The sequence below is a fragment of the Herbidospora yilanensis genome (genome assembly GCF_001570565.1).
Taxonomy (GTDB): domain Bacteria; phylum Actinomycetota; class Actinomycetes; order Streptosporangiales; family Streptosporangiaceae; genus Herbidospora; species Herbidospora yilanensis.
This window is the reverse complement of sequence record NZ_BBXE01000027.1, coordinates 19,520-39,416: the sequence shown is the minus strand read 5'-3', so window position 1 is coordinate 39,416 and position 19,897 is coordinate 19,520. Positions and strand designations below refer to the sequence as shown.

Genomic DNA, 19,897 nt, shown 5'->3' with positions numbered 1-19,897 from the left:
CTGGGTGGCGGTGAGGGTCTTCAGCGCGTGCTCGACCAGGGTCACCAGGACGACCTTGGCCGACGCCCGGCGGCGCACGTCGCAGAGCATGACCGGGATCTCCGGATCGAGGTCGAGCGCGATGCGGACGTCGTCGGGCTCGTAGCGCTCGGCGCCGTCGAAGCAGTTGACCGCCACGATGAACGGAGTGCCCCGCTGCTCGAAGTAGTCGATCGACGGGAAGCAGTCGGTCAGCCTGCGGGTGTCGGCCAGCACGACCGCGCCCAGCGCGCCGTAGGACAGCTCGTCCCACATGAACCAGAAACGCTCCTGGCCGGGCGTGCCGAACAGGTAGACGACGAGTCCCTCGCGGATCGTGATCCGGCCGAAGTCCATGGCGACCGTGGTGGTCGTCTTCGCCTCGACGCCGTCGAGGTCGTCCACGCCCACGCCGCGGTCGGACAACACTTCTTCGGTCCGCAGCGGGCGGATCTCGCTGATCGCCCCGACCAGCGTGGTCTTGCCGACGCCGAAGCCGCCGGCGACGAGGATCTTGAGAGCGACCGGCTCGTCAGAGGGCGCGAAGGCCATTGATCACTTCCTTGAGAATGCGCGCGCTTGGCAGCGGCGCAACCTGAGCCGGTGGGCGCACCCGCACCAGCCCCTGGTCTTGCAGATCACCGAGGAGTACCCGCACCACCCCGAGGGCGAGGTTCAGATCCGACGCGATGTCGGCGACCGAGGCGGTCTCGGCCGCCAGTTCCAGGATGGTGGCCTGCTCCGGCGTGATGTCGGCCCGGTCGCGCGGACTGACACCGGTGGTGGTGATCAGCGCGATCAGGTCGAGGTCGTCGCCGGAGGAGCGGGCCCGGCCGCCGATGAGCGCGAAGGGACGGACGACGGGCCCGGCGTCGTCGTCCAGCCACTCCTTGCGCGTCACGGCGTCGCCCGCCGGGGATTGGTGGAGATGTGTTGCCCCACTCTCTTGACGAGCATCGCCATCTCGTACGCGATGTGGCCGACGTCGGCGTCCGAGGCGGCCAGCACGGCCAGGCAGGTGCCCTGCCCGGCGGCCGTCACGAACAGGAACGCGGCCTCCATCTCGACGATGGTCTGGCGGACCTCACCGCCGCCGAAGTGCCGTCCGGCCCCCCTGGCCAAGCTCTGGAACCCGGCGGCCACAGCCGACAGGTGTTCGCTGTCTTCACGTGAGAGTCCCTGGGAAGCACCCACGACCAGACCGTCAGTGGAGAGGATCACCGCCTGACGGACGGCCCCCACGCGGCTGATGAGGTCATCGAGCAACCAGTTCAGTTCGCCGGACCCCGAGACTTTCCCGGTCATTCCTCACCCTTCTCGCCGTTCGCGTTATCTGCGTAGTCTGCATCCTCACGGCCCTTGCGCGCTCCGTGTTGGAAGGCGGAGAACATCGCGCGCGCCTGTTCGGGCGATCTTTCCTCCGGCGTCTCGGCGACGGGCGCGGTCAAGGGGGTCTCTGTGAGCTGCGGTGCCATGTTCGCCTGCCGGACCCGGCGGGGCAGCCCGTTGTGGGTGCCGCTGGCGACCGAGGTCGGCATGTTGTTCGGCAGGGTCGGGCGGGCGGCCGTGGTGCGGGTCCGGGTGGGCAGGCCGCGCGCGGACAGCGCCGGCTTCTCCTCGGGCTCGATCGGCGGCACCAGCTCGACGGACGGGACCGCCTCGATGCGCCGCTCCGACGGGGTGAAGTAGGGAGAGGGCTCCGGCTCCACCACCACCGGGGGCTCCTCCACGGCCGTGGAGACGAGCTCCTCTTCGGGCTCCTGCTTCTTGTGCCGGGGCTCGTGGTCGCTCGTGTCGTCGTTCTCGGCGGGCGTCAGCACGGCCTGCGCGTCGTTCCGCGACGGCACGGCGCCTCCCGGCGTCCCGTCGGAGACGAGGCTGCGCGGGATGAGCACGATGGCGGTCGTGCCGCCGTACGGGGAGGACCGGAGCACCACGCCGATGCCGTAGCGGGCCGCGAGCTGGCCGACCACGAACAGGCCGAGCCGGTCGGAGTCGGCCAGGTCGAACTCGGGCGGCGCGGCGAGCTTGGCGTTGATCTCGGCGTACTCCTCGGGGGTCAGCCCGAGGCCGCGGTCTTCGACCTCCAGCACCAGCCCGTTGGCCACCAGTTCGGCCCGGACCTGCACCTTGGTCTGCGGCGGCGAGAAGATCGTGGCGTTCTCGATCAGCTCGGCCAGCAGGTGGACGACGTCGGCGACGGCCGCGCCGGTCAGCGAGGCGCCCGGCATCGGCAGCACGGACACCCGGGTGAAGTCCTCGACCTCGGCGACGGCGGCGCGCATGACGTCCACGACCGGAACGGGCTTGCGCCACGAACGGCCGGGCGCGGCGCCCGAGAGGATGATGAGGCCTTCCGCGTGGCGGCGCATGCGGGTCGTGAGGTGGTCGAGGCGGAACAGGTCCTCCAGCGACTCCGGGTCCTTCGACCGGCGCTGCATCGAGTCGAGCAGGGTGAGCTGGCGGTGCAGCAGGCTCTGGTTGCGGCGGGCCAGGTTGAGGAACACGTGGCCGACGCCGCGCCGCAGGGCCGCCTGCCCGACGGCCGCCTCGATGGCGGTCCGCTGGACGGAGCTGAACGCGTGGCCGACGTCCTCGACCTCCATCGAACCGCCGGCGTCGATGGGCGGCGCCTCGTGCTCGACGTCGACGTCCTCACCCTTCTTGAGGCGGTCGACGACCTGGGGCAGCCGCTCGTCGGCCAGTTCGAGCGCGGCGTTGCGCAGGTCGGCGAGGTCGGCGACCAGACGGCGGCCGAACCGCACCGAGAAGACGATCGTCGCCACGACGGCGATCAGACCGACGCCACCCGCGATGGCGATCCGCCCGAGGATGCCGGTCGCCAGCTCGGCCGAGTGGGTGTTGAGCGCCTCGGTGGCGGGCCCGCGCGCCCGGTCGAGCTCGCCGACCAGGCTGTCGGTGGTGGGCTGCCAGCGCATCACGTCGGCCGGCAGCGCGCCGCCCAGCCGCTGCTGCGAGAGGATCAGGTCCTCGATCTCCGAGAACCGCGCGTAGAGGTCGGAGTTGAGCACCCGCTCATACGGCCCGCGCACGTCGGGCAGCAGCGTCGGCAGGTTCTTGGCGTAGTAGTGCTTGCGCAGCGCCACGAACTCGCCGAACGCCTTGTGCGCCTCGGTCGACATCTGGTTCTGCGCCAGCGAGCCCTTCACGAGGGCGTCCTCGCGGGCCAGCATCTCGTGCGCGGTGCCCATGGTCACCAGGGCACTGGCCTGTTGGAACATGGCCACGTCGGGGATCTGGACCATCTGCTCGTAGACGTCGAACAGCTCGTCCAAGATCGCGTTGTAGGCGACAATGGACTGCAACACGTTGAACTTGCCGACGGAGACCGAGTCGCGGATGGTCGAGAGTTCGTCCAGCGAGCCGAGCAGGTCGTCCATCGACCGCTGGAGGTTGTCGGACATGATCGAGCGGTTGTCCGGCAGCGTGGCGACCTTGACGAAGGAGTTCACGGTCGACGTCGTCTGCGCCTGCAGCGCGTTGAGCTCGGGGGAGGACGTCCGGTTCTGGCTCAGCAGCTCCGCCACCATGGCGCGCTCGGCCTGGAGCCGGAGCCCCAGATCGGTGGAGCTGACGCCGACGGATTCGTACAACTGGCCCGTGCGTAACAGTGCCAGCCCGTCACCGACGGTGAGGTTGAGGACGAATCCCCATAGTGCGCTCAACGTCAGGAGAGGCAGAAGCAACAAGAGAAAGATCTTGAACCGAATCGACCGGTTTCTTGAACCCATGGCCACTCCTGCAGTGCGTGGAGGCTCGCGCCGCATTTGGGGGGAAATGCACCTCCGGAAGATCGCACAGGAGACTAGCACCGATACAGTTCGAGCGCAGTGGAGGAATTGATGATTAGCGTGATCACCGGGGCCAGTTCGGGCGTTGGTGCTGCTGCGGCCCTGGATCTTGCCCGAAAGGGATACCAACTTGTGTTGGTCGGGAGGGATCGCGAACGCTTAGAGTCGACTGCGTCACGTGTCCGCTCTGTCGCGGAGGGTAAGGTCACGGTAGAGGTTTCGGACTTCGCGAGCCTGGCCGATGTCCGCGATCTGGCCTCCAGAATCCGTGCGAAGTACGACCGGATCGACGTTCTGGCGAACAACGCCGGCGTGATGGTCCCCGACCGCCGCATGACTGCGGACGGTCACGAACTCATGATCCAGGTCAACCACCTCTCGCCGTTCCTGCTGACGAATATTCTTCTAGATCGTGTCGGGCGTGTCGTCACGACGTCTTCCCGCGCCGCGAAGATGGCCCGCCTCGACCCCGCCGACCTCTCACGAGAACGACGCCGGTGGAACGGCTGGCTGCAGTATGGCGAAACCAAACAAGCGAACGCTCTATTCACCGTCGGCCTGGCCGCGCGCGGATCTAAAGCGACCTGTTTCCATCCCGGCGTCATCAAGACGTCATTCGCCGGCGGAACCTTCTTCATGAAACTCCTCACCCTCCCCGGCCTCCACGAGCCGGTCGAGAAGGCGGCCGCCCGCCTGGCCTACCTGGCGACCTCCGAAGACGGCGAGAAGTTGGCCGGGACCTACTTCCGCGACAACCGCCCCGACAAGGTGCCGGCCGGCATGAAAGACCCCGACCTGGCCGAACGTCTGTGGAAGGCGAGCGCGGAAGCGGTCGGTCTCGCGCGTTGGCGTAACGGGGCGTGATCGTTCGTTTACCATCTGCTGGTGACGTTCTGCCTGGCGGATGCCGAGTCGATGCGCCTGCTGGCCACCCGCCTTGACGAGGCGGCCGGAGAGATCACCCGCCTGCAGGGCGGTACGGTGGCCGCCGGCCTGCCCATAACCGCCCCGCGCGAACTCGCCCACTACGAGGGGCCCCTGCGTGACCTGGCGAGTGGTGCCACACGTCGGCCGCCGACCTCAGAAGGAGAGCGGCCGTCGCCGCCCAGGCCGACCTGATCGAACACGGGCCCTTCCCCGGCGCCAGCCCCTACGAGGCGCTGAAGTCGGCGGCGGCGGGTGGAGCCGACGACGAACTCGCGGCCTTCGACGCGTTGGGGGACGAAGGCGACGCCGCGGCGTTCTTCGCCGCGCTTGACCCTGGCCAGGCGCTCGCGGTGGCGTTGGCCCGGGCGGGGGAGGTGGGAGCGCGGGCGGGGGTGCCGTTCGAGTTGCGGTTCGCGGCGAACCGGCACCTCGTGCGTCTTGCGCACGCGGAGGCGGTGCGGGTGGGGGACGGGGCGGCGGCGAACAGGTACACGAAGCTGCTGGCCGATGACCGGCAACTTCTGCTGTTCGACCCGCGTGGTCACGGAAAGATCGCCGAGGTCAGAGGCGACCTCGCCACCGCCGAGACGGTCGTCATCATGGTCCCAGGAACGGGAAGCAGTCTCGCGACGTTCGCAGGCGGCCCGTCCAGAGACCAGCGCGCCATCCACAACGCCGCCCACCATGTGACCGGCGGCAAGGTCGCCACGATCATGTGGATCGGATCAGACTTGCCCCAGTCTCTACCGGCCGCCGCACTCAGGGTCTACGCCCAGGACGCCGCCCCGAAGCTGCGCGCATTCGTCGAGGACCTCCGGCTCGCCGGCAACGTGCGGACGACACTGATCGGCCACTCCTACGGAAGCACCGTGACGGGACACGCCGTCCAGGCCGGTCTCGGCGTCGACAATCTCATAGCGGTGGGCAGCCCCGGATGGGGCGTGACGTTGGCGGGAGAGCTCAACGCACCCCACACCTCTCTGTACGCGATGCGGCACCCGGACGACGTCATCAGTCTCATCCCCCCTCTGGATGATGTCGTCAAGTCGATGGGCATCGCACCGCCGACATCCGTCCTGGGGCATGGGAGTGATCCTGTTTTCATGCCCGGGGTGACCCGCATGTCCTCCGGCACCGACGACAACCTGCTGCCGATCGGCGGGGACCTCGAAGCACATTCCAGCTATTTCGGAGACGAAGGACGATCTCGCCTGCCCACGATGAACATCGCGGAGATCGTGGCGGGTGGACGGCCGGTCAGGTTCGGCGAAGCGGAGGACACACGATGACCCGTTGGACGGCTGCCGTCGGACTGATCGTCGTGATCATCCTCGTGATCGGAGGATTCCTGATGACGAAACCCGGTGACCCCCTGATCGCGGAAGGTCTGGCGGACTTGGAGCAGGCTCTGGGCCGAGCCGTCGAGATGGTGAAGCCGTCGGCTCCGCCGGAGCGGGAGAACAACCCCTGGCCGTGCCGAACGGAGGGGAAGAGCGCGTTCAGTGTGGACGTCGACCTGAAGTCGGCCGACCCGCAGGCCGCCGTCACCACTCTCCTCGCCTTCTGGCGCAAAGCGGGATTCCGGGTCGAAGTGGACAGGTCGGCCGACCCCGACAGGCCTTGGGCCGTCGTCGGAGGCCGCCTCATCGAGATGTCGATCCACGGCTTCCCCGACCGGGGAACGGTCTGGATCGGCGGCAACACCATCTGTCTCGGCGGCGAGGTGCCGGGGTCGTGGCGCGGTGTCCTATAGCGGAACTGAGCTACGTGATAACTATGAGTGATTGTTCGTTTACCATCTGCTGGTGACCTTCTGTCTCGCGGATGCCACATCGATGCGCCTCCTGGCCTCCCGTCTCGATGCGGCGGCCGAGGAGATCACCCGCCTGCAGGGTGCTTCGGTGGCCGTCGGGCTTCCCCTGACCGCCTCGCCCGAACTGGCGCACTACGAAGGACCGCTGCGCAACCTGGTCGAGTGGTGCCACTCTTCGGCCGCCGAGATCCGCAGGAGAGCGGCCATCGCCGCGCAGGCCGACCTCATCGGCTGGACTCCTTCCGGCGACAACACCGCCTACGACGCCCTGATGACGGCGGCAGCGGGTGGCCTCGACGACCAACTCGCCGCCTTCGACGCCCTGGGCCCCGGTGGCGACATGGCGGCGTTCTTCGCCGTGCTCACTCCTGCTCAGGCGCTCGGTGTGGCGTTGGCTCGGGCCGCGCAGGTGGGTGCCAGGGCGGGCGTCCCGTTCGAGCTCCGCTTCGCGGCCAACCGCCAGCTTGTACGTCAGGCACACGCCGAGGCCGTTCGAGTCGGTGACAAGGCGGCGGCGGCCAGATACGCCGAACTTCTCAACCCTGACCGGCAACTTCTGCTCTTCGACCCGAGAGGTCAGGGCAAGATCGCCGAGGTCAGGGGCGACCTCGCCACCGCGAGGCACGTGGCCATCTTGGTTCCAGGTACCGGGAACAGCCTGGCGAACTACCTCGGTGGCCCCGAAAAGGACTTCAAAGCGATCCACCTGACCGCTGCAGGACTCTCTGCCGATACCGCCACGATCGTGTGGATGGGAGCTCCGCTGCCGCAGAGCCTCGGAGCGGCGGCGTTTGATCTGTATGCCGACCGCAGCGCCCCCAAACTCAAGGATTTCGTCGATGACCTTCGCCTTCGACCCGAAGTCCATACGACCCTGATCGGACACTCCTATGGGAGTACTGTGACCGGTCACGCGGTGAAGGCGGGGCTCCATCCCGACAACCTGATCGCTGTCGCGAGCCCGGGTTGGGGAGTTCAGGCCGCCGGCGACCTCAACGCTCCCGACACGAAGTTGTTCGCGATGCGGCACCAAGGCGACATCATCAAGCTCGTCCCGACTGCCGACGAGACCCTCGGCATCTTCATACCGCTGCCGGACACCATCGCGGGCCACGGGGAAGATCCCGTTTTCATGCCCGGTGTCGAGCGGCTGGCGTCGGGTTCGGAGGCCGATCCCGGCTTCGGCATCGACATGGATGCCCACTCCGACTACTTCGGCGGCAGCGAAGCCGGACGTCGAGCCGCGATGAACCTGGCAAAAGTGGTGGTCGGCGTCGACAGCGAGACGTATGAGGAAGCGAGGGCCGCTCTATGAAGCGGATCGTCGTTCTTCTTCTTCTCATCGCGGGCTGCGCGTCGGAACCTCGGCCCCCTATATCCGAGGCTCTCGAAGTCCTCGATGCATCACTCGCCAGGGCTCTCCAGGCCAGTTCGCTTACCGGCAAGCCGGTACGTACCCCTGGGCCTTGGCCGTGTGGCGGGAAGGAGGGCCAAGCGTTCCAGCTTGGATTCACCGCGCGAGCGCGTGATCCGCGTGCGGCGGTCGTCGCAGTCGGTGAACTCTGGCGGCGGGAGGGGCTCATCGTCCAGGTGGACAACGCGCGGCATCCCGACCTCCCCGAGGTGATCGTGCGCGGACGGCTCATAGAGATGTCGATCTACGGCTTCCCCGAGCGCGGCACCGTCTGGATCGCCGGCAACACCGCGTGTCTAGATGGAGAGGTCCCCGAAGCGTGGCGGGATGTGTGAAGCACCCCAAGCAACCAGGAAGTACGCGACCAGCCCTCGTTCAGCGATAAAGAGAGGTGCAGCCCGATGCCGGCGCTCACAGGCAGCGTTTCGCCCACCCCGGAACCGACAGCGATTCTCCCCCTCCGGCGCTCCCAAACGCTTCCCAGCAAGTGTTCGCCTAGCGTTTTCGTCAGCTCCGTGGTCCGTTCTCCTTCGGGCCGATAGCGTCCCCAGGTGGCAGCGGCAGTGACTTCTTCCAGCCCCCCGGTTGTCTCGCGGCGCGACCCTTTCCTCGACAACGCCAAGTTCTGGGCGATCGTCCTGGTCGTGTGCGGGCACCTGGTGGAGGACCTGCGCGACGTACCGTACGCGCACGCGCTCTACCTCTTCGTCTACACGTTCCACATGCCGCTGTTCATCACCATCAGCGGCTATCTGTCGCGGAACTTCACCCGGTTGAGGGCGCAGAAGCTCGTCTCGACGCTGCTGGTGCCTTATGTCATCTTCGAGATCGCCTACTCGCTGCCGCGGTGGATCCTCTACGGCAAGTTCCAGCTCACCCTGCTCGACCCCTACTTCCTGACCTGGTTCCTGCTGTCGCTGTTCATCTGGCGGCTCTCGACGCCGGTCTGGTTCCAGGTCAAGTGGCCGCTCGCGGTCGCGGTGGGCATCTCGCTCATCAGCGGCGCGTCGGCGCTGCCCGACGAACTGTCGATGAACCGCACCCTGGGCCTGCTGCCGTTCTACGTCCTCGGACTGGTGCTGACTCCGCAGCACTTCCAGCTCCTGAAGAAGAGGTGGGTCAGACTCACGGGAGCGCTCGTGCTGGCCGCGGGGATCGGGATCACGTTCCTGGTCCACTACGACGTGCCGACGGAGTGGATCCGCTGGCGTCACGCCTACACGAAGATCGGGGTCGACAACTTCACCGGGGCGGGCATCCGGTTGCTGATGCTGGTCATCGGGGCGGTTCTGGTGGCGGCGTTCCTGTCGATCATCACGTCGAGGAAGACCTGGTTCACCGCCCTCGGCGGCCTGACCATCTACGCCTACCTGCTGCACGGCTTCGTCGTGAAGGTCCTCGACCGCTTCCACGACCAGCTCGACAACCCCGTCGGCGTGGCCGCCGTGATCGTCTTCGGCGTCGCCCTCACCGCCGTCCTGTGCACACCGCCGTTCCGCCGGCTCTTCAGGTGGGCGATCGAGCCCAACCTGAAGTGGGCCTTCAAATCCGACCCTGGACGCCAATCGCCCCCACCGACCGCCGGCGACCGTCCCCACGACACCCTGTCCGACCCTTGGCCAAACGACGGCGAACCCCACCAAGCCGCCGGCGCAGTCCAGACCCGGCCGGACGAAAGCATGCGTCCGCCTGCCGCGCCGGCCTGGCCAACCGAGGGCACATCACAGCACGCATACCGGCCACCCGCCGACGCGACCCAGGTCTGGCCAGACGACCGCACACCCCCACCCGCCCAACCGCGCCCCTGAAACGACGAACGGCGCCCCCTCGTCACGAGGGCGGCGCCGTTCAACGCGTACAGGAATCAGATCATCACGTGCTCGTCCGGGTGGGCCACGAACGAGAACACCGCGTTGCGGGTCAGCTTGTAGTCCGCCGCCTGCCACGTGTGTTGTGACGCGTCCGACCCGCGCATGTACACGAAGTTGAACCGGTCGGCCGAGTAGATGCGCACTCCTTCTTCTTTCAGCTTGCGCACCAGCCGGGTGTCCTCTCCGGCGTTGACCGCTTCGAAGGGGTAGGTCCGCAGCAGGTCGGCGCGGGCCAGGATGGTCGCGCCCTGCACCAGGTGGGTGTAGCGGTTCTCCAGGCCGGGCAGCCGGAAGACCGTCGTGTTGGAGTCGGGGAAGTACGTGTAGTGCGCGCCCTTGCCGGTCAGCTCGCAGTCGGCGTAGTCGAAGACGCGCACCAGGTCCCACAGGTAGTTGGGGCCGTAGAGGTTGTCGTCGTCCATCTTGGAGATGAGTTCGCCTTCGGCCTGCGCGATGCCGAGGTTCAGGACCTCGCCCAAAGTGAAGTGGGGCGGCGCGTGCAGCACCTTCACCGCGGGGATGCCGGCGGCCAGGGCCTTGTCGCGCACCACGTCGGCGTCTTCCGACAGGCCGTGCAGGACGAGGATCAGTTCCAGGTTGCGGTGGCGCTGGCGGGCGACCTGGGAGATGGCGTGTTCGAGCTGGCCGGCGCGGTTGGTCGGCAGGACCACCGAGACGCTCAGGGAACGTTCGGAGACGGGGCGGCCCAGGTCGCCGAGGATCTGGTCGACGCGGTGGGAGAACAGGTGCTTGTCGAAGACCTCGCGCATCGCGAGGTGGCCCTGGCGGGCGCGCAGCTCGGGGCTGTTGATGTAGTACAGCGCCCGGTTGTACGCCTCCTCCTGCGAGTGCGCGATCGGGATCAGCGGGCCGAAGGTCTCCTCGATGGCGCGTGACCAACCGGACAACACGGTGGTCCCGCAGGCGGAGAGTTCGAACACACGGCGCGCGCACATGGTCGGTGAGTCGATCACCGAGTTGACGTTGAGGAAGACCTTGTACATCTTGTACGCCGCCAGCATCTGCTCATAGGGCAGTTCGCCGACGATGTGCGGGCGGTACTCCTCCGGCCAGGCGTACTTGTCGGCGACGGAGGCGTTGCGGGCGAAGATGTGCAGGCCGAGCTCCCGCGTGGGGGCGATGACGGTCTCCATCTGCTCCCGGCGTTCGGGGTGCTTGTCGCGGAAGTACATGCCGCCGAAGACGACGTCGTACTTGCGGCCCCAGCGGGTCATGATCGGGTTGTGGATGCGCGGCTGCGCGGCGAACTGGAGCACGCCGACCCGGTCGTGGCCGAGGATCTCCCGATATTTCGGGATCATGTCGCCGTCGCAGGTGTACACCTGGTCGAACAACTTGGCCGTGTCGATGAAGAAGTCGAAGTTCGGCGGGTCCTCCTTGTTCCAGAAGACCGTCGGGATGCCCTCGGAGCGGCACCATTCGACCAGGTCGCGCAGCTCCTGCTTGGGCGCGTTGGTGCCGGTCATCTGGTAGCGCCAGCGGCCCTGGTTGCCGTGCCAGGCCGACTCGCAGAACAGCACATCCGGTCTCTTGGCGGCGAAGATCTCGCGCCAGTCGTGCAGGCCGAACTCGATCTGGTCCCACTCGTACTTGAACGCGAGCCGGGAGAAGTCGTCGAGGATGACCGCGACCTTGAGGTCGGGGCGGTTCTGGACGCCCTCGGGCTCGGGCCACTTCAGGTTCGGGATCTTGACCGTGGGGCCGCGCTTCTCGGCCTCGGCCTGGACGTCGAAGGCCGACGGCGGCGCCTTGGGCGCCTTGTTGCCCCGCCACGCCTTGCGCAGGTCGCCCGGCAGCTTGACGATCTTCTTGGGGTTGGATCCGGCCTTGGTGATGGCCTCGCCCACCCGGTACTGACGCCCGGTCTGGGTGGCCTTGGCCTTCCAGAGGGCGTACTCGGCGCGTGCCTCCTGGTAGGCGAGCCGGGTCTCCAGCTCGCGGATCGTCTCCTCGTAGAACTCGACGGTGCGACGGTCCTCGGGCAGCCAGTTGACCGGGCCGAGGCGCTGGAATCTCGGCTCGTCGGGGGTCTCGTCGGTCTCAGACATGCCTCGTCCCTGCTCGTCGTCTCAAGGGTCGATATCGTACGGCGCAGGCCGTGGTCGTTTGGTGTGTTTGTCGGAGTTGGTCCCCGACTAGTCCCCGACGACGTTCCGGGCGGCGGGGGAGAGGTTCTCACCCTGCAGCCAAGACGCGATCACCCGGGCGATGCGCGGGCCGGCCTTGCCGTCCCACAACATCGGCAGGTCGCCCGACGGCGTCGTCGCGCCATCCCGCAGCGCCTTGGCGGCGGCTTCGGGCAGCCCCGAAGGGGTCACCAGGCGGTTGGTCCCGTGGGTCACCGTGATCGGGCGCTCGGTGTTGGGCCGTACGGTCAGGCACGGCACCTCCAGCATCGTGGTCTCCTCCTGCACGCCGCCCGAGTCGGTCACGACCAGGACCGAGCCGCGCACGAGCGACAGGAAGTCGACGTAGCCGAGCGGGTCGACGATGCGCAGGTTGGGGCCGTCGACCAGGCCGGCCTCGGCCAGGCGGGTACGGCCGCGCGGGTGCAGCGGCACGATGACCGGCACCTGCTCGGCGACGCCCAGCACGGCGTCGACGAGCTCCTTCGCGGCGGCGGGGTCGTCGACGTTCGCGGGGCGGTGCAGGGTCGCGACCGCGTAGGCGCCCGTGACGCCCAGGCGCTCCTGCACGGGGGCCGGGTCGAGCTTGGGCAGCGCGGCGAACAGGCTGTCGATCATCGGGTTGCCGACGAGGTGCACCTTGGACGACGGAACACCCTCGTTCGCCAGGTAGGACAGCGCCTCCGGCGAGGTCGCGAACAGGATGTCCGACAGGCTGTCGACGACGATCCGGTTCACCTCTTCGGGCATCGTGCGGTCGAACGAGCGCAGGCCCGCCTCGACGTGGGCGGTGGGCACGCCCAGCTTCGCGCAGACCAGGATGGCGGCGAGGGTCGAGTTGACGTCGCCGTAGACGACGACGAGAGACGGGTTCTCCCGCTCGACGATCTCCTCCAGACCGACGAGGAGGGCCGCGGTCTGCTTCGCGTGGGAGCCGCTGCCGACGCCGAGATTCGCGATCGGCTCGGGCAGCCCGAGGTCGGCGAAGAACACGTCGGACATGAGGGCGTCGTAGTGCTGCCCGGTGTGGATGATCCCCTGACGGATGCCCAGGTCGGCGAGTCCGTTGACCACGGGAGCGGCCTTGACGAAGTTGGGCCGGGCACCCAGGACGTGCAGGACGAGGGTGTCCTGGAGACGCGAATCCCTCACTGACCTTGCCTTTCATCCATGATGGGGGCAAACGTTGCCTATGGTACGGTCACGCCGTGGTAGCTGAGGCCAACAAGCCCATTCCGGCAAAGGCCGCGAAGGCCAGTGCCCGAAGGTTCATGAAGGGGTTCGTCAGGAACCCGATGGTGACTTCCCGGATCTTCGTGGGGAAGGTCGTGCAGGACCCGCTACGGGTGGCGCACGCAGCCGCGGAGACCGTGCCGAAACCGCTTCGCCCGCTCGTGGGCAAGGTGGCGTGGCCGGTCGCGCGGGTCGCCAAGGTCACGATCCGCAAGATGTGGCGGCGGATGGCCAGGGCGCCCCTCAACGACTCCCGGGCCGTGTTCGACGCCGGGCACATGACCCAGGCCATCGACATGCTCAAGCCGCATGAGCGCTGGGTCTTCATCAAGAAGCGGCTGGCCCTCTACGAGGGCGAGCGGGGTGCGCTGCTGCCCAACCCGATCCCGCCGAAGCCCAAGGTGATCATGGGTGAGCGGGTGCCGGGCCGCGCGCTGCACATCGTGACCAACGCGCTGCCGTTCACGCAGGCCGGTTACACCGTGCGCACCCACCGCATCGTGACCGCGCAGAAGGCCGCCGGGCTCGACCCCCACGTGGTGACGAGCTGGGGCTGGCCGGCCCTCCAGGGCTTCCCCGACGTCGAGCCGTTCGAGGAGATCGACGGCATCCCCTACCGCCGCCTGCTGCCGAGCGGCGACATCCCGATGGAGACCCGCGGCCGCATCACCCGCGGCGCCGAGGACATCACCGAACTGGTCCGCCAGCTCCGCCCGCAGGTCCTCCACGCCGCCACCGACCACCGCAACGGGTCGGTCGCGATGGCCGTGCGCGAAAGGACCAACACCCCGTTCGTGTACGAGGTCCGCGGCTTCCTGGAGGAGACCTGGGCCAGCCGCGACCCCGCCCGCGTCGGCACCGAGCGCCACCGCCTCATGCGCGAGCGCGAGGCCACCATCATGAACTCGGCCGACGCCGTGGTGACGCTGGCCGAGACGATGGTCGGCGAGATCGTCGAGCGCGGCGTCCCGCGTGAGCGCATCTTCCTGGCGCCCAACGCCGTAGACGCGTCGCTGCTGACCGCCGAGTACGACGGCACGTCGTTGCGCCGCCAGTACGGCATCGGCGACCACGAGATCGTCATCGGCTCGGTGTCGTCGATCGTGGCCTATGAGGGCTTCGCGACGATGTTGTCGGCGGCGGCGTTGCTCAAGCGGGCCGGCACGCCCGTGAAGGTGCTCCTGGTGGGCGACGGCACCGAGCGCGAGAACCTCCTCGCGCAGGTGAACAAACTCGGTATAGGTGACATCGCGATCGTGCCGGGGCGCGTCGGGCCCGACGAGGCCCTGCAGGCCCAAGCGGCCATCGACATCTTCATCTGCCCCCGCGAGGACCTGCGCGTATGCCGTCTGGTGACGCCGCTGAAGCCGGTCGAGGCGATGGCGCTGGGCAAGCCGGTCATCCTGAGCGACCTGCCGGCCCTCGCCGAGCTCATCGGCGACGGCGAGCCCGGGATCCTCGTGCCCGCCGGGAACGCGGAGGCGCTGGCCAACGCCGTGGCGGAGCTCCGCGACGACCCCGAACGCCGCCGCAAGATGGGCGCGGCCGGCAAGGAGGAGGTTGCCGCGAAGCGAACCTGGAGCAGCCTTGCCAACACGTATCGGGAAATTTACGAATCACTCGCCCGCTAGAGAAATTCACCAAGGACGCCGGATGTGCAGCATCAGGCATCATTGGTGCCGACTTGAGATAGCCTTTGCGACCATGAAGTGTTCTCTCCACCCCCAGGCCACGTCGTGAGCGAGATCGATCTCACGGTCATCGGGCTGGGCTACGTCGGCATGCCGCTGGCCAAGGAGGCTGTGGCGGCAGGTCTGAAAGTCGTCGGCCTCGACGTTGACGCGCGCAAGGTGGACGCGCTCAACGAGGGACGTTCCTACATCGACGACCTGACGGACGCCGACCTCGACAGCATGCTCGCGAACGGTTTCACCGCGACGCTCGACCCGACGGTGCTGGCCCGTTCCGCGGCCATCGTCATCTGCGTGCCCACCCCGCTCGACGAAGACCACCGTCCCGACCTGTCCGCCGTCGAGGGCGCCACCCGCGCCGTCGCCGAGCAGCTCACCGCCGGCACCCTCGTGGTGCTCGAGTCGACGACCTGGCCCGGCACCACCGACGAGGTGGCCCGGCCGATCCTCGAGAAGTCGGGCCTCGTCGCGGGCGCCGACTTCCACCTCGCGTTCTCGCCGGAGCGCATCGACCCCGGCAACCCGAAGTTCGGCCTGCGCAACACCCCGAAGGTGGTCGGCGGCTACACGACCGCCTGCCGCGACCGGGCGACCGAGTTCTACGCGCGGTTCGTCGAGCGGGTCGTCCCCGTCTCCGGAACGCGCGAGGCCGAGATGGCCAAGCTGCTGGAGAACACCTACCGCCACGTGAACATCGCGCTCGTCAACGAGATGGCGATCTTCTGTGACGAGCTCGGGGTGAACCTCTGGGAGTCGATCGAGGCCGCCGCGACCAAGCCGTTCGGGTTCCAGAAGTTCCTGCCGGGTCCCGGCGTCGGCGGTCACTGCATCCCCGTCGACCCGTCGTACCTGTCGTACGCCGTGCGCAAGCTGGGCTTCCCGTTCCGGTTCGTGGAGCTGGCGCAGGAGATCAACGAGCGCATGCCGTCCTACGTGGTGACCCGCGTGCAGCGGTTGCTCAACCGCGACAAGAAGGCCGTCAACGGCTCGAAGGTGCTGCTGCTCGGGGTGACCTACAAACCCGACATCGCCGACGAGCGCGAGACGCCCGCGATACCGGTCGCCGAAGCGCTCATGGAGCTCGGCGCCGTCGTCAGCTACGCCGACCCCTACGTCAAGGAGTGGTCGGTCGAGGGCAGCCCGGTGCCCCGCGAGGAAGACCTCGAGACCGCCATCCGGGAGGCAGACGTCACGGTGCTGCTCCAGCAGCACTCGATGTTCGACCTGGAGCTGGTCGAACGGCAGGCCCGCCTGGTGCTCGACACCCGGGGCGTGCTGGCCACCAGCGAACGCGTCGAGCGGCTGTAAGGGGGCCTGGCGCGTGCACGTGCTCGTCATGACGGTGGTGCATCACCCCGAGGACGCCCGGATCCTGCACCGGCAGATCCGCGCGCTCGTGGACGCCGGTCATGAGGTCACGTACGCCGCGCCGTATTCGGCGCGCGGAGTCGTGCCCCGGTCCTGGGTGAACGGCGTCGACCTGCCCCGGGCGGCCGAGCGGCGGCGGATGACCGCCGTGCGGGCCGCGCGCAAGGTGTTCAAGAGCATGCGCGGCAAGGTCGACATGGCGCTCATCCACGACCCCGAGCTGCTGTTCGCGGTCGCCGGGGTGCGCAACCGGCCGACGGTCGTGTGGGACGTCCATGAGGACACCCCCGCGACGTTGTCACTGAAGCCGTGGTTGCCGGCCTTCCTCCGGCCGCCGACCCGGTTCGTGGCCCGCATGCTGGAGAGCTGGGCCGAACGCAACTTCCACCTCCTGCTCGCCGAGACCGCCTACGCGGGCCGGTTCCGGGAGGCGCATCTGGTCGTACCGAACGAGACCTGGGTGCCCGACACGGTCTCGCCGCCCGGCGACGACCGGGTGGTCTACCTGGGCTGGTTGTCCGAGGCCCGGGGCGTGCGCGAGGCCATCGAGGTCGGCCGCCTGCTGCGGCCGCACCGGGTGGTCGTCGAGCTCATCGGCTACGCCGACCCGCAGTCGCGCCGCATGCTCGCCGCGGCCGTGGAAGAGGGCGCGCTCGAATGGCGCGACTTCATGCCCAACGACGAGGCGCTGAAGCGGCTCGACGGCGCCCTGGCCGGGTTGTCGCTGCTGCACGACGAGCCCAACTACCGCCACTCCATGCCCACGAAGATCGTGGAGTACATGGCCCACGGCATCCCGGTCATCACCACCCCCTCGCCCCGCGCGGTCGAGCTCATCGAGCGTTACCGCAGCGGTGTCGTGGTTCCCTGGAGCGACCCGCAGGCCGTCGCCAAGGCGGTGCTCGCGCTGCGCGACAACGCCGAGGAACGCCGCAACGCCGGCGCCCGCGGCTACGCCGCCGCCCGGGGCAACCACCACTGGCCCAACTCCGCGCGTCGATTCGTCTCCCAGCTCGAAGCCTGGAACGGCGTCAAGCCGTAGCCCGCCCCTGAACGAATCAGCCCCGTACGTCGATCGGATGAGGTGACGGTTTGCGCTGGCTTGCTCTGCTTCTCGGGATCGCGATCCTCGGTGGCGTGGCCACCGTGGTGATCGCCCTCCAGGAGCCCGAGACGCCACACGCCGCCCGCATCGGCAGCACCTCGCCGTCGGAGCCGAGCCCGACCCCGTCCAACACCGGCTTCACCGACCCGTGTGGCACGTTCGACACGAACATGCGCACCCCCTACGCGATCACCGGCTACTGGATCATGCCGTCGGCCGACCGCTGCAACTGGCGCCGCCAGCTTGAGGAGATCCACAAGGTCGGCGGCGACACGGTGGTCCGGATCGGGTTCGGCCTGTCCCCTCGCTCGATCGACTCCGAGGGCCGGATCCTGGAGGCCGAGCCGGACGACGAGGGCAAGTACAAGCCCGACGCGCGCTACGGCCACTGCGTCGAAGACGGGTTGACCTGCGTCCAGGCGGCCGAACGCGACCTGAAGGCGGCCAACCCCGGCAACCGCGTCTCGTGGTCGTTCGTGTTCCGCACCGACGAGCAGTACGGCGACGGCGTCTTCCGCTGCCCGCAGATGGAGAAGAAGATCGTCGTCGGTGACCGGGTGTTCTTCCGCCTGATCGCCGACGAAGACGGCTCCGACGACGCCACGTGCGACTTCACCAGCAAGGGAAAGGGCTACCACCTGATCCTGGTGTCGGCGGGCGCGACCGACAGCCTGACCGAACTGCTCGACCTGGGCGACCGGTTCGGCATCAAGGTCTTCCCGTCGCTGCCGCTGGCCCCGCGCGACCCGACCGGCGTCACCCGCGCCAACCCGCGCCACATCGGCACCCTCACCACGCTGACCCGCCGCATCCTGCAGGACTACGGCACCCGCTTCGCGGGCCGCGAGTCGCTCGGCGGCGTCTACCAGCCCTTCGAGCTGGTCATCCGAGACTGGGCCGATCCCGAGAACGTTCCCACCCTCCAGGTGTACGCCGAACAGCACCGCATCGTCGAACAGGTGCTCCCCGGCAAGCCGATCCTGGTCAGCCCCTACCTAGACGCCCGCAAGCGGGTCGACTACACCTCGACCCCCGCGCAGGTCGGCGAGGGCTTCAAGGCGCTGGCCCGCACGGGCGTCGGCATCATCGCGCCGCAGGACTCCCGCGGCACCGGCAAGGTCGGCCTGTTCTGGCCGAACTGGAAGAACCAGCCCGTCGACGAGCGGCTGAAGCCGGTGGTGGGGGAGAGCACGTACGGCACCGCCTACTACGGCGCCACCCGCGACTACTACCGGGCCATGTACGAGTCCCGCCTCGAACTGCGCGACGAGGAGGACATCGACGTGCAGCTCTGGGCCAACGTCGAGGCGTTCGAACCGTCGGCGACCGAGAAGTGCGGCACGCAGGGCACCCGGGGACGCACCGACAAACCCCGCCTCGACACGGCGGTCACGCTGGTCGGGCCGTACGTCTCCAAGATCATCTCGTACATGTGGAGCGACTTCTTCACCTGCGGCAGCCCGTCGCTGGCCGAAGACCTGGCGACCGACTGGGAACGCCCCATCGCCATCCAGGCCGTCAGGGAGAAGCGGCAGATCCAGGACGGCCTGCAGATCCGCGGCTACCACCTGGAGAACGTGCGGGTGACGCTGAGCTGGACCGGCCTGGAGACCCCGCGGGTGGTCGACTCGCAGTCGGTGGGCTGGTTCGACGGACAGCCGATCGCCGACTTACCACCCGCCGTCGGGCAGGTCTGGATCCCGGTCGACTGGGAGAGCGTGCCGCCCGATGCGTGGGTCAGGGTCGAGGTGACCGCCACCGACGGCCGCAAGGCCGCCGAGCCGGTCTACTACCACAACAACGGTTGATCGCGACAGCGTGTAACGTGCCTGGCATGGTCCCGCGCATCCCCGTCAGCGTGGATCTCGTCGTGCTGACAGTGAGGGCGAGCGCCCTGTGCGCGCTGGTGTGGCGACGGGATCGTCCGCCCTACCCCGACATGTGGGCGCTGTCCGGCGGCTTCATCCACCTCGACGAAGACCTCCCGGCGGCGGCGGCCCGCGTGCTGGCCGAACGGGCCGGCATGGCCGGGGCGCCGGTCCACCTCGAACAGCTCCGCACCTACGGCTACCCCGACCGCGACCCGCGCCAGCGAGTCGTGTCGGTGGCCTACCTGGGGCTGGCCCCCGACCTGCCGGCGTCGACCGAGGCCCACATGAGCTGGCAGCCGCTGAGCGAGCTGACCGAGATGGCCTTCGACCACCGCCGCATCATGCTCGACGGGCTGGAACGCGCCCGGTCCAAGCTCGAATACACCTCGCTGGGCGCCGCCTTCTGCCCGACCGAGTTCACCGTCGCCGAACTGCGCAGGGTCTACGAGATCGTGTGGGGCCGCCCGCTCGACCCCCGCAACTTCCACCGCAAGGTGACCAAGACCGAGGGTTTCCTGGTGCCGTCGGGCCGGACGACCACCCGCGACGGCGGCCGGCCGGCGATGCTCTACCGCAGGGGCCCGGCCGAGGCGCTGCACCCGCCCATGTTGCGGGTCTGAGTCGCGA

General features: G+C 68.4%; 18 protein-coding genes. 12 read left to right on the top strand and 6 right to left on the bottom strand.

All coding sequences use genetic code 11. From position 1 onward, the window contains the following. The 4 genes from AW273_RS21455 to AW273_RS21440 form a co-directional block, all read right to left on the bottom strand. The coding region (locus AW273_RS21455) for a GTP-binding protein (protein WP_063910056.1) at positions 1-570 on the bottom strand (570 nt) is incomplete at its 3' end. Further along, positions 551-919, bottom strand: coding sequence for a DUF742 domain-containing protein (locus AW273_RS21450; RefSeq protein ID WP_062350721.1), 369 nt, complete (start codon positions 917-919; stop codon positions 551-553). The genes AW273_RS21455 and AW273_RS21450, both read right to left, overlap by 20 nt. Next, positions 916-1,323, bottom strand: a complete 408-nt coding sequence (locus AW273_RS21445; protein WP_030456327.1) for a roadblock/LC7 domain-containing protein — start codon at positions 1,321-1,323, stop codon at positions 916-918. The genes AW273_RS21450 and AW273_RS21445 overlap by 4 nt, the downstream gene beginning before the upstream one ends. Beyond that, on the bottom strand, positions 1,320-3,704 hold the full coding sequence (locus AW273_RS21440; protein WP_198168278.1) for a sensor histidine kinase: 2,385 nt from the start codon (positions 3,702-3,704) through the stop codon (positions 1,320-1,322). The genes AW273_RS21445 and AW273_RS21440 overlap by 4 nt, the downstream gene beginning before the upstream one ends. A gap of 177 nt (positions 3,705-3,881) precedes the next feature. Between AW273_RS21440 and AW273_RS21435 the strand changes: the two genes are divergently transcribed. From AW273_RS21435 to AW273_RS21410, 7 genes are all read left to right on the top strand, one after another. Next, a complete protein-coding gene (locus tag AW273_RS21435) occupies positions 3,882-4,694 on the top strand; it encodes an SDR family NAD(P)-dependent oxidoreductase (RefSeq protein ID WP_062351058.1) in 813 nt (270 codons plus the stop codon). A 21-nt stretch (positions 4,695-4,715) separates the two neighbouring features. Beyond that, positions 4,716-4,949, top strand: a complete 234-nt coding sequence (locus tag AW273_RS21430; protein ID WP_062350714.1) for a hypothetical protein — start codon at positions 4,716-4,718, stop codon at positions 4,947-4,949. Between the two features lie 95 nt (positions 4,950-5,044). Further along, positions 5,045-6,046: an alpha/beta hydrolase gene (locus tag AW273_RS21425; RefSeq protein WP_062350711.1), complete on the top strand. Its 1,002-nt coding sequence runs from the start codon at positions 5,045-5,047 to the stop codon at positions 6,044-6,046. A 62-nt stretch (positions 6,047-6,108) separates the two neighbouring features. Next, positions 6,109-6,510 (top strand): hypothetical protein, encoded by a 402-nt coding sequence (locus AW273_RS21420; RefSeq protein ID WP_157556011.1) that lies wholly within the window; start codon positions 6,109-6,111, stop codon positions 6,508-6,510. Positions 6,511-6,541: 31 nt separating this feature from the next. After that, the gene (locus AW273_RS21415; protein ID WP_062350704.1) at positions 6,542-7,885 is read left to right on the top strand and encodes an alpha/beta hydrolase; all 1,344 of its coding nucleotides are present in this window, start codon (positions 6,542-6,544) and stop codon (positions 7,883-7,885) included. Continuing rightward, positions 7,882-8,319 carry a hypothetical protein gene (locus tag AW273_RS37365; RefSeq protein ID WP_157556009.1) on the top strand — a complete coding sequence of 146 codons (438 nt, stop codon included), beginning with the start codon at positions 7,882-7,884 and terminating at the stop codon, positions 8,317-8,319. The genes AW273_RS21415 and AW273_RS37365 overlap by 4 nt, the downstream gene beginning before the upstream one ends. A gap of 216 nt (positions 8,320-8,535) precedes the next feature. Continuing rightward, positions 8,536-9,792 carry an acyltransferase family protein gene (locus AW273_RS21410; RefSeq protein ID WP_083949927.1) on the top strand — a complete coding sequence of 419 codons (1,257 nt, stop codon included), beginning with the start codon at positions 8,536-8,538 and terminating at the stop codon, positions 9,790-9,792. 56 nt (positions 9,793-9,848) lie between these two features. Here the strand turns inward: AW273_RS21410 and AW273_RS21405 are convergent, their stop codons facing one another. Then, positions 9,849-11,924 carry a glycosyltransferase family protein gene (locus tag AW273_RS21405; protein WP_062350700.1) on the bottom strand — a complete coding sequence of 692 codons (2,076 nt, stop codon included), beginning with the start codon at positions 11,922-11,924 and terminating at the stop codon, positions 9,849-9,851. An 87-nt stretch (positions 11,925-12,011) separates the two neighbouring features. After that, a complete protein-coding gene (gene wecB / locus AW273_RS21400) occupies positions 12,012-13,154 on the bottom strand; it encodes a non-hydrolyzing UDP-N-acetylglucosamine 2-epimerase (protein WP_062350697.1) in 1,143 nt (380 codons plus the stop codon). A gap of 143 nt (positions 13,155-13,297) precedes the next feature. On the opposite strand from wecB, the gene AW273_RS21395 reads away from it, so the two are divergent. From AW273_RS21395 to AW273_RS21375, 5 genes are all read left to right on the top strand, one after another. Further along, positions 13,298-14,866: a glycosyltransferase family 4 protein gene (locus AW273_RS21395; RefSeq protein ID WP_232327531.1), complete on the top strand. Its 1,569-nt coding sequence runs from the start codon at positions 13,298-13,300 to the stop codon at positions 14,864-14,866. A 105-nt stretch (positions 14,867-14,971) separates the two neighbouring features. Then, the gene (locus tag AW273_RS21390; RefSeq protein WP_062350693.1) at positions 14,972-16,234 is read left to right on the top strand and encodes a nucleotide sugar dehydrogenase; all 1,263 of its coding nucleotides are present in this window, start codon (positions 14,972-14,974) and stop codon (positions 16,232-16,234) included. Positions 16,235-16,247: 13 nt separating this feature from the next. Then, positions 16,248-17,336: a glycosyltransferase gene (locus AW273_RS21385; RefSeq protein ID WP_198168276.1), complete on the top strand. Its 1,089-nt coding sequence runs from the start codon at positions 16,248-16,250 to the stop codon at positions 17,334-17,336. A gap of 50 nt (positions 17,337-17,386) precedes the next feature. Beyond that, positions 17,387-19,207, top strand: a complete 1,821-nt coding sequence (locus AW273_RS21380; RefSeq protein WP_062350690.1) for a DUF4434 domain-containing protein — start codon at positions 17,387-17,389, stop codon at positions 19,205-19,207. Positions 19,208-19,233: 26 nt separating this feature from the next. Next, positions 19,234-19,890, top strand: a complete 657-nt coding sequence (locus AW273_RS21375) for an NUDIX hydrolase (RefSeq protein WP_062350687.1) — start codon at positions 19,234-19,236, stop codon at positions 19,888-19,890. Positions 19,891-19,897 lie beyond the last annotated feature (7 nt).

Coding starts and splice junctions, on each gene's coding strand:
- AW273_RS21420 (WP_157556011.1), top strand. CDS start 6,109: ATGACGAAACCCGGTGACCCCCTGATCGCGGAAGGTCTGGCGGACTTG.
- AW273_RS37365 (WP_157556009.1), top strand. CDS start 7,882: ATGAAGCGGATCGTCGTTCTTCTTCTTCTCATCGCGGGCTGCGCGTCG.
- AW273_RS21445 (WP_030456327.1), bottom strand. CDS start 1,323: ATGACCGGGAAAGTCTCGGGGTCCGGCGAACTGAACTGGTTGCTCGAT.
- AW273_RS21375 (WP_062350687.1), top strand. CDS start 19,234: ATGGTCCCGCGCATCCCCGTCAGCGTGGATCTCGTCGTGCTGACAGTG.
- AW273_RS21435 (WP_062351058.1), top strand. CDS start 3,882: ATGATTAGCGTGATCACCGGGGCCAGTTCGGGCGTTGGTGCTGCTGCG.
- AW273_RS21395 (WP_232327531.1), top strand. CDS start 13,298: ATGGTGACTTCCCGGATCTTCGTGGGGAAGGTCGTGCAGGACCCGCTA.
- AW273_RS21405 (WP_062350700.1), bottom strand. CDS start 11,924: ATGTCTGAGACCGACGAGACCCCCGACGAGCCGAGATTCCAGCGCCTC.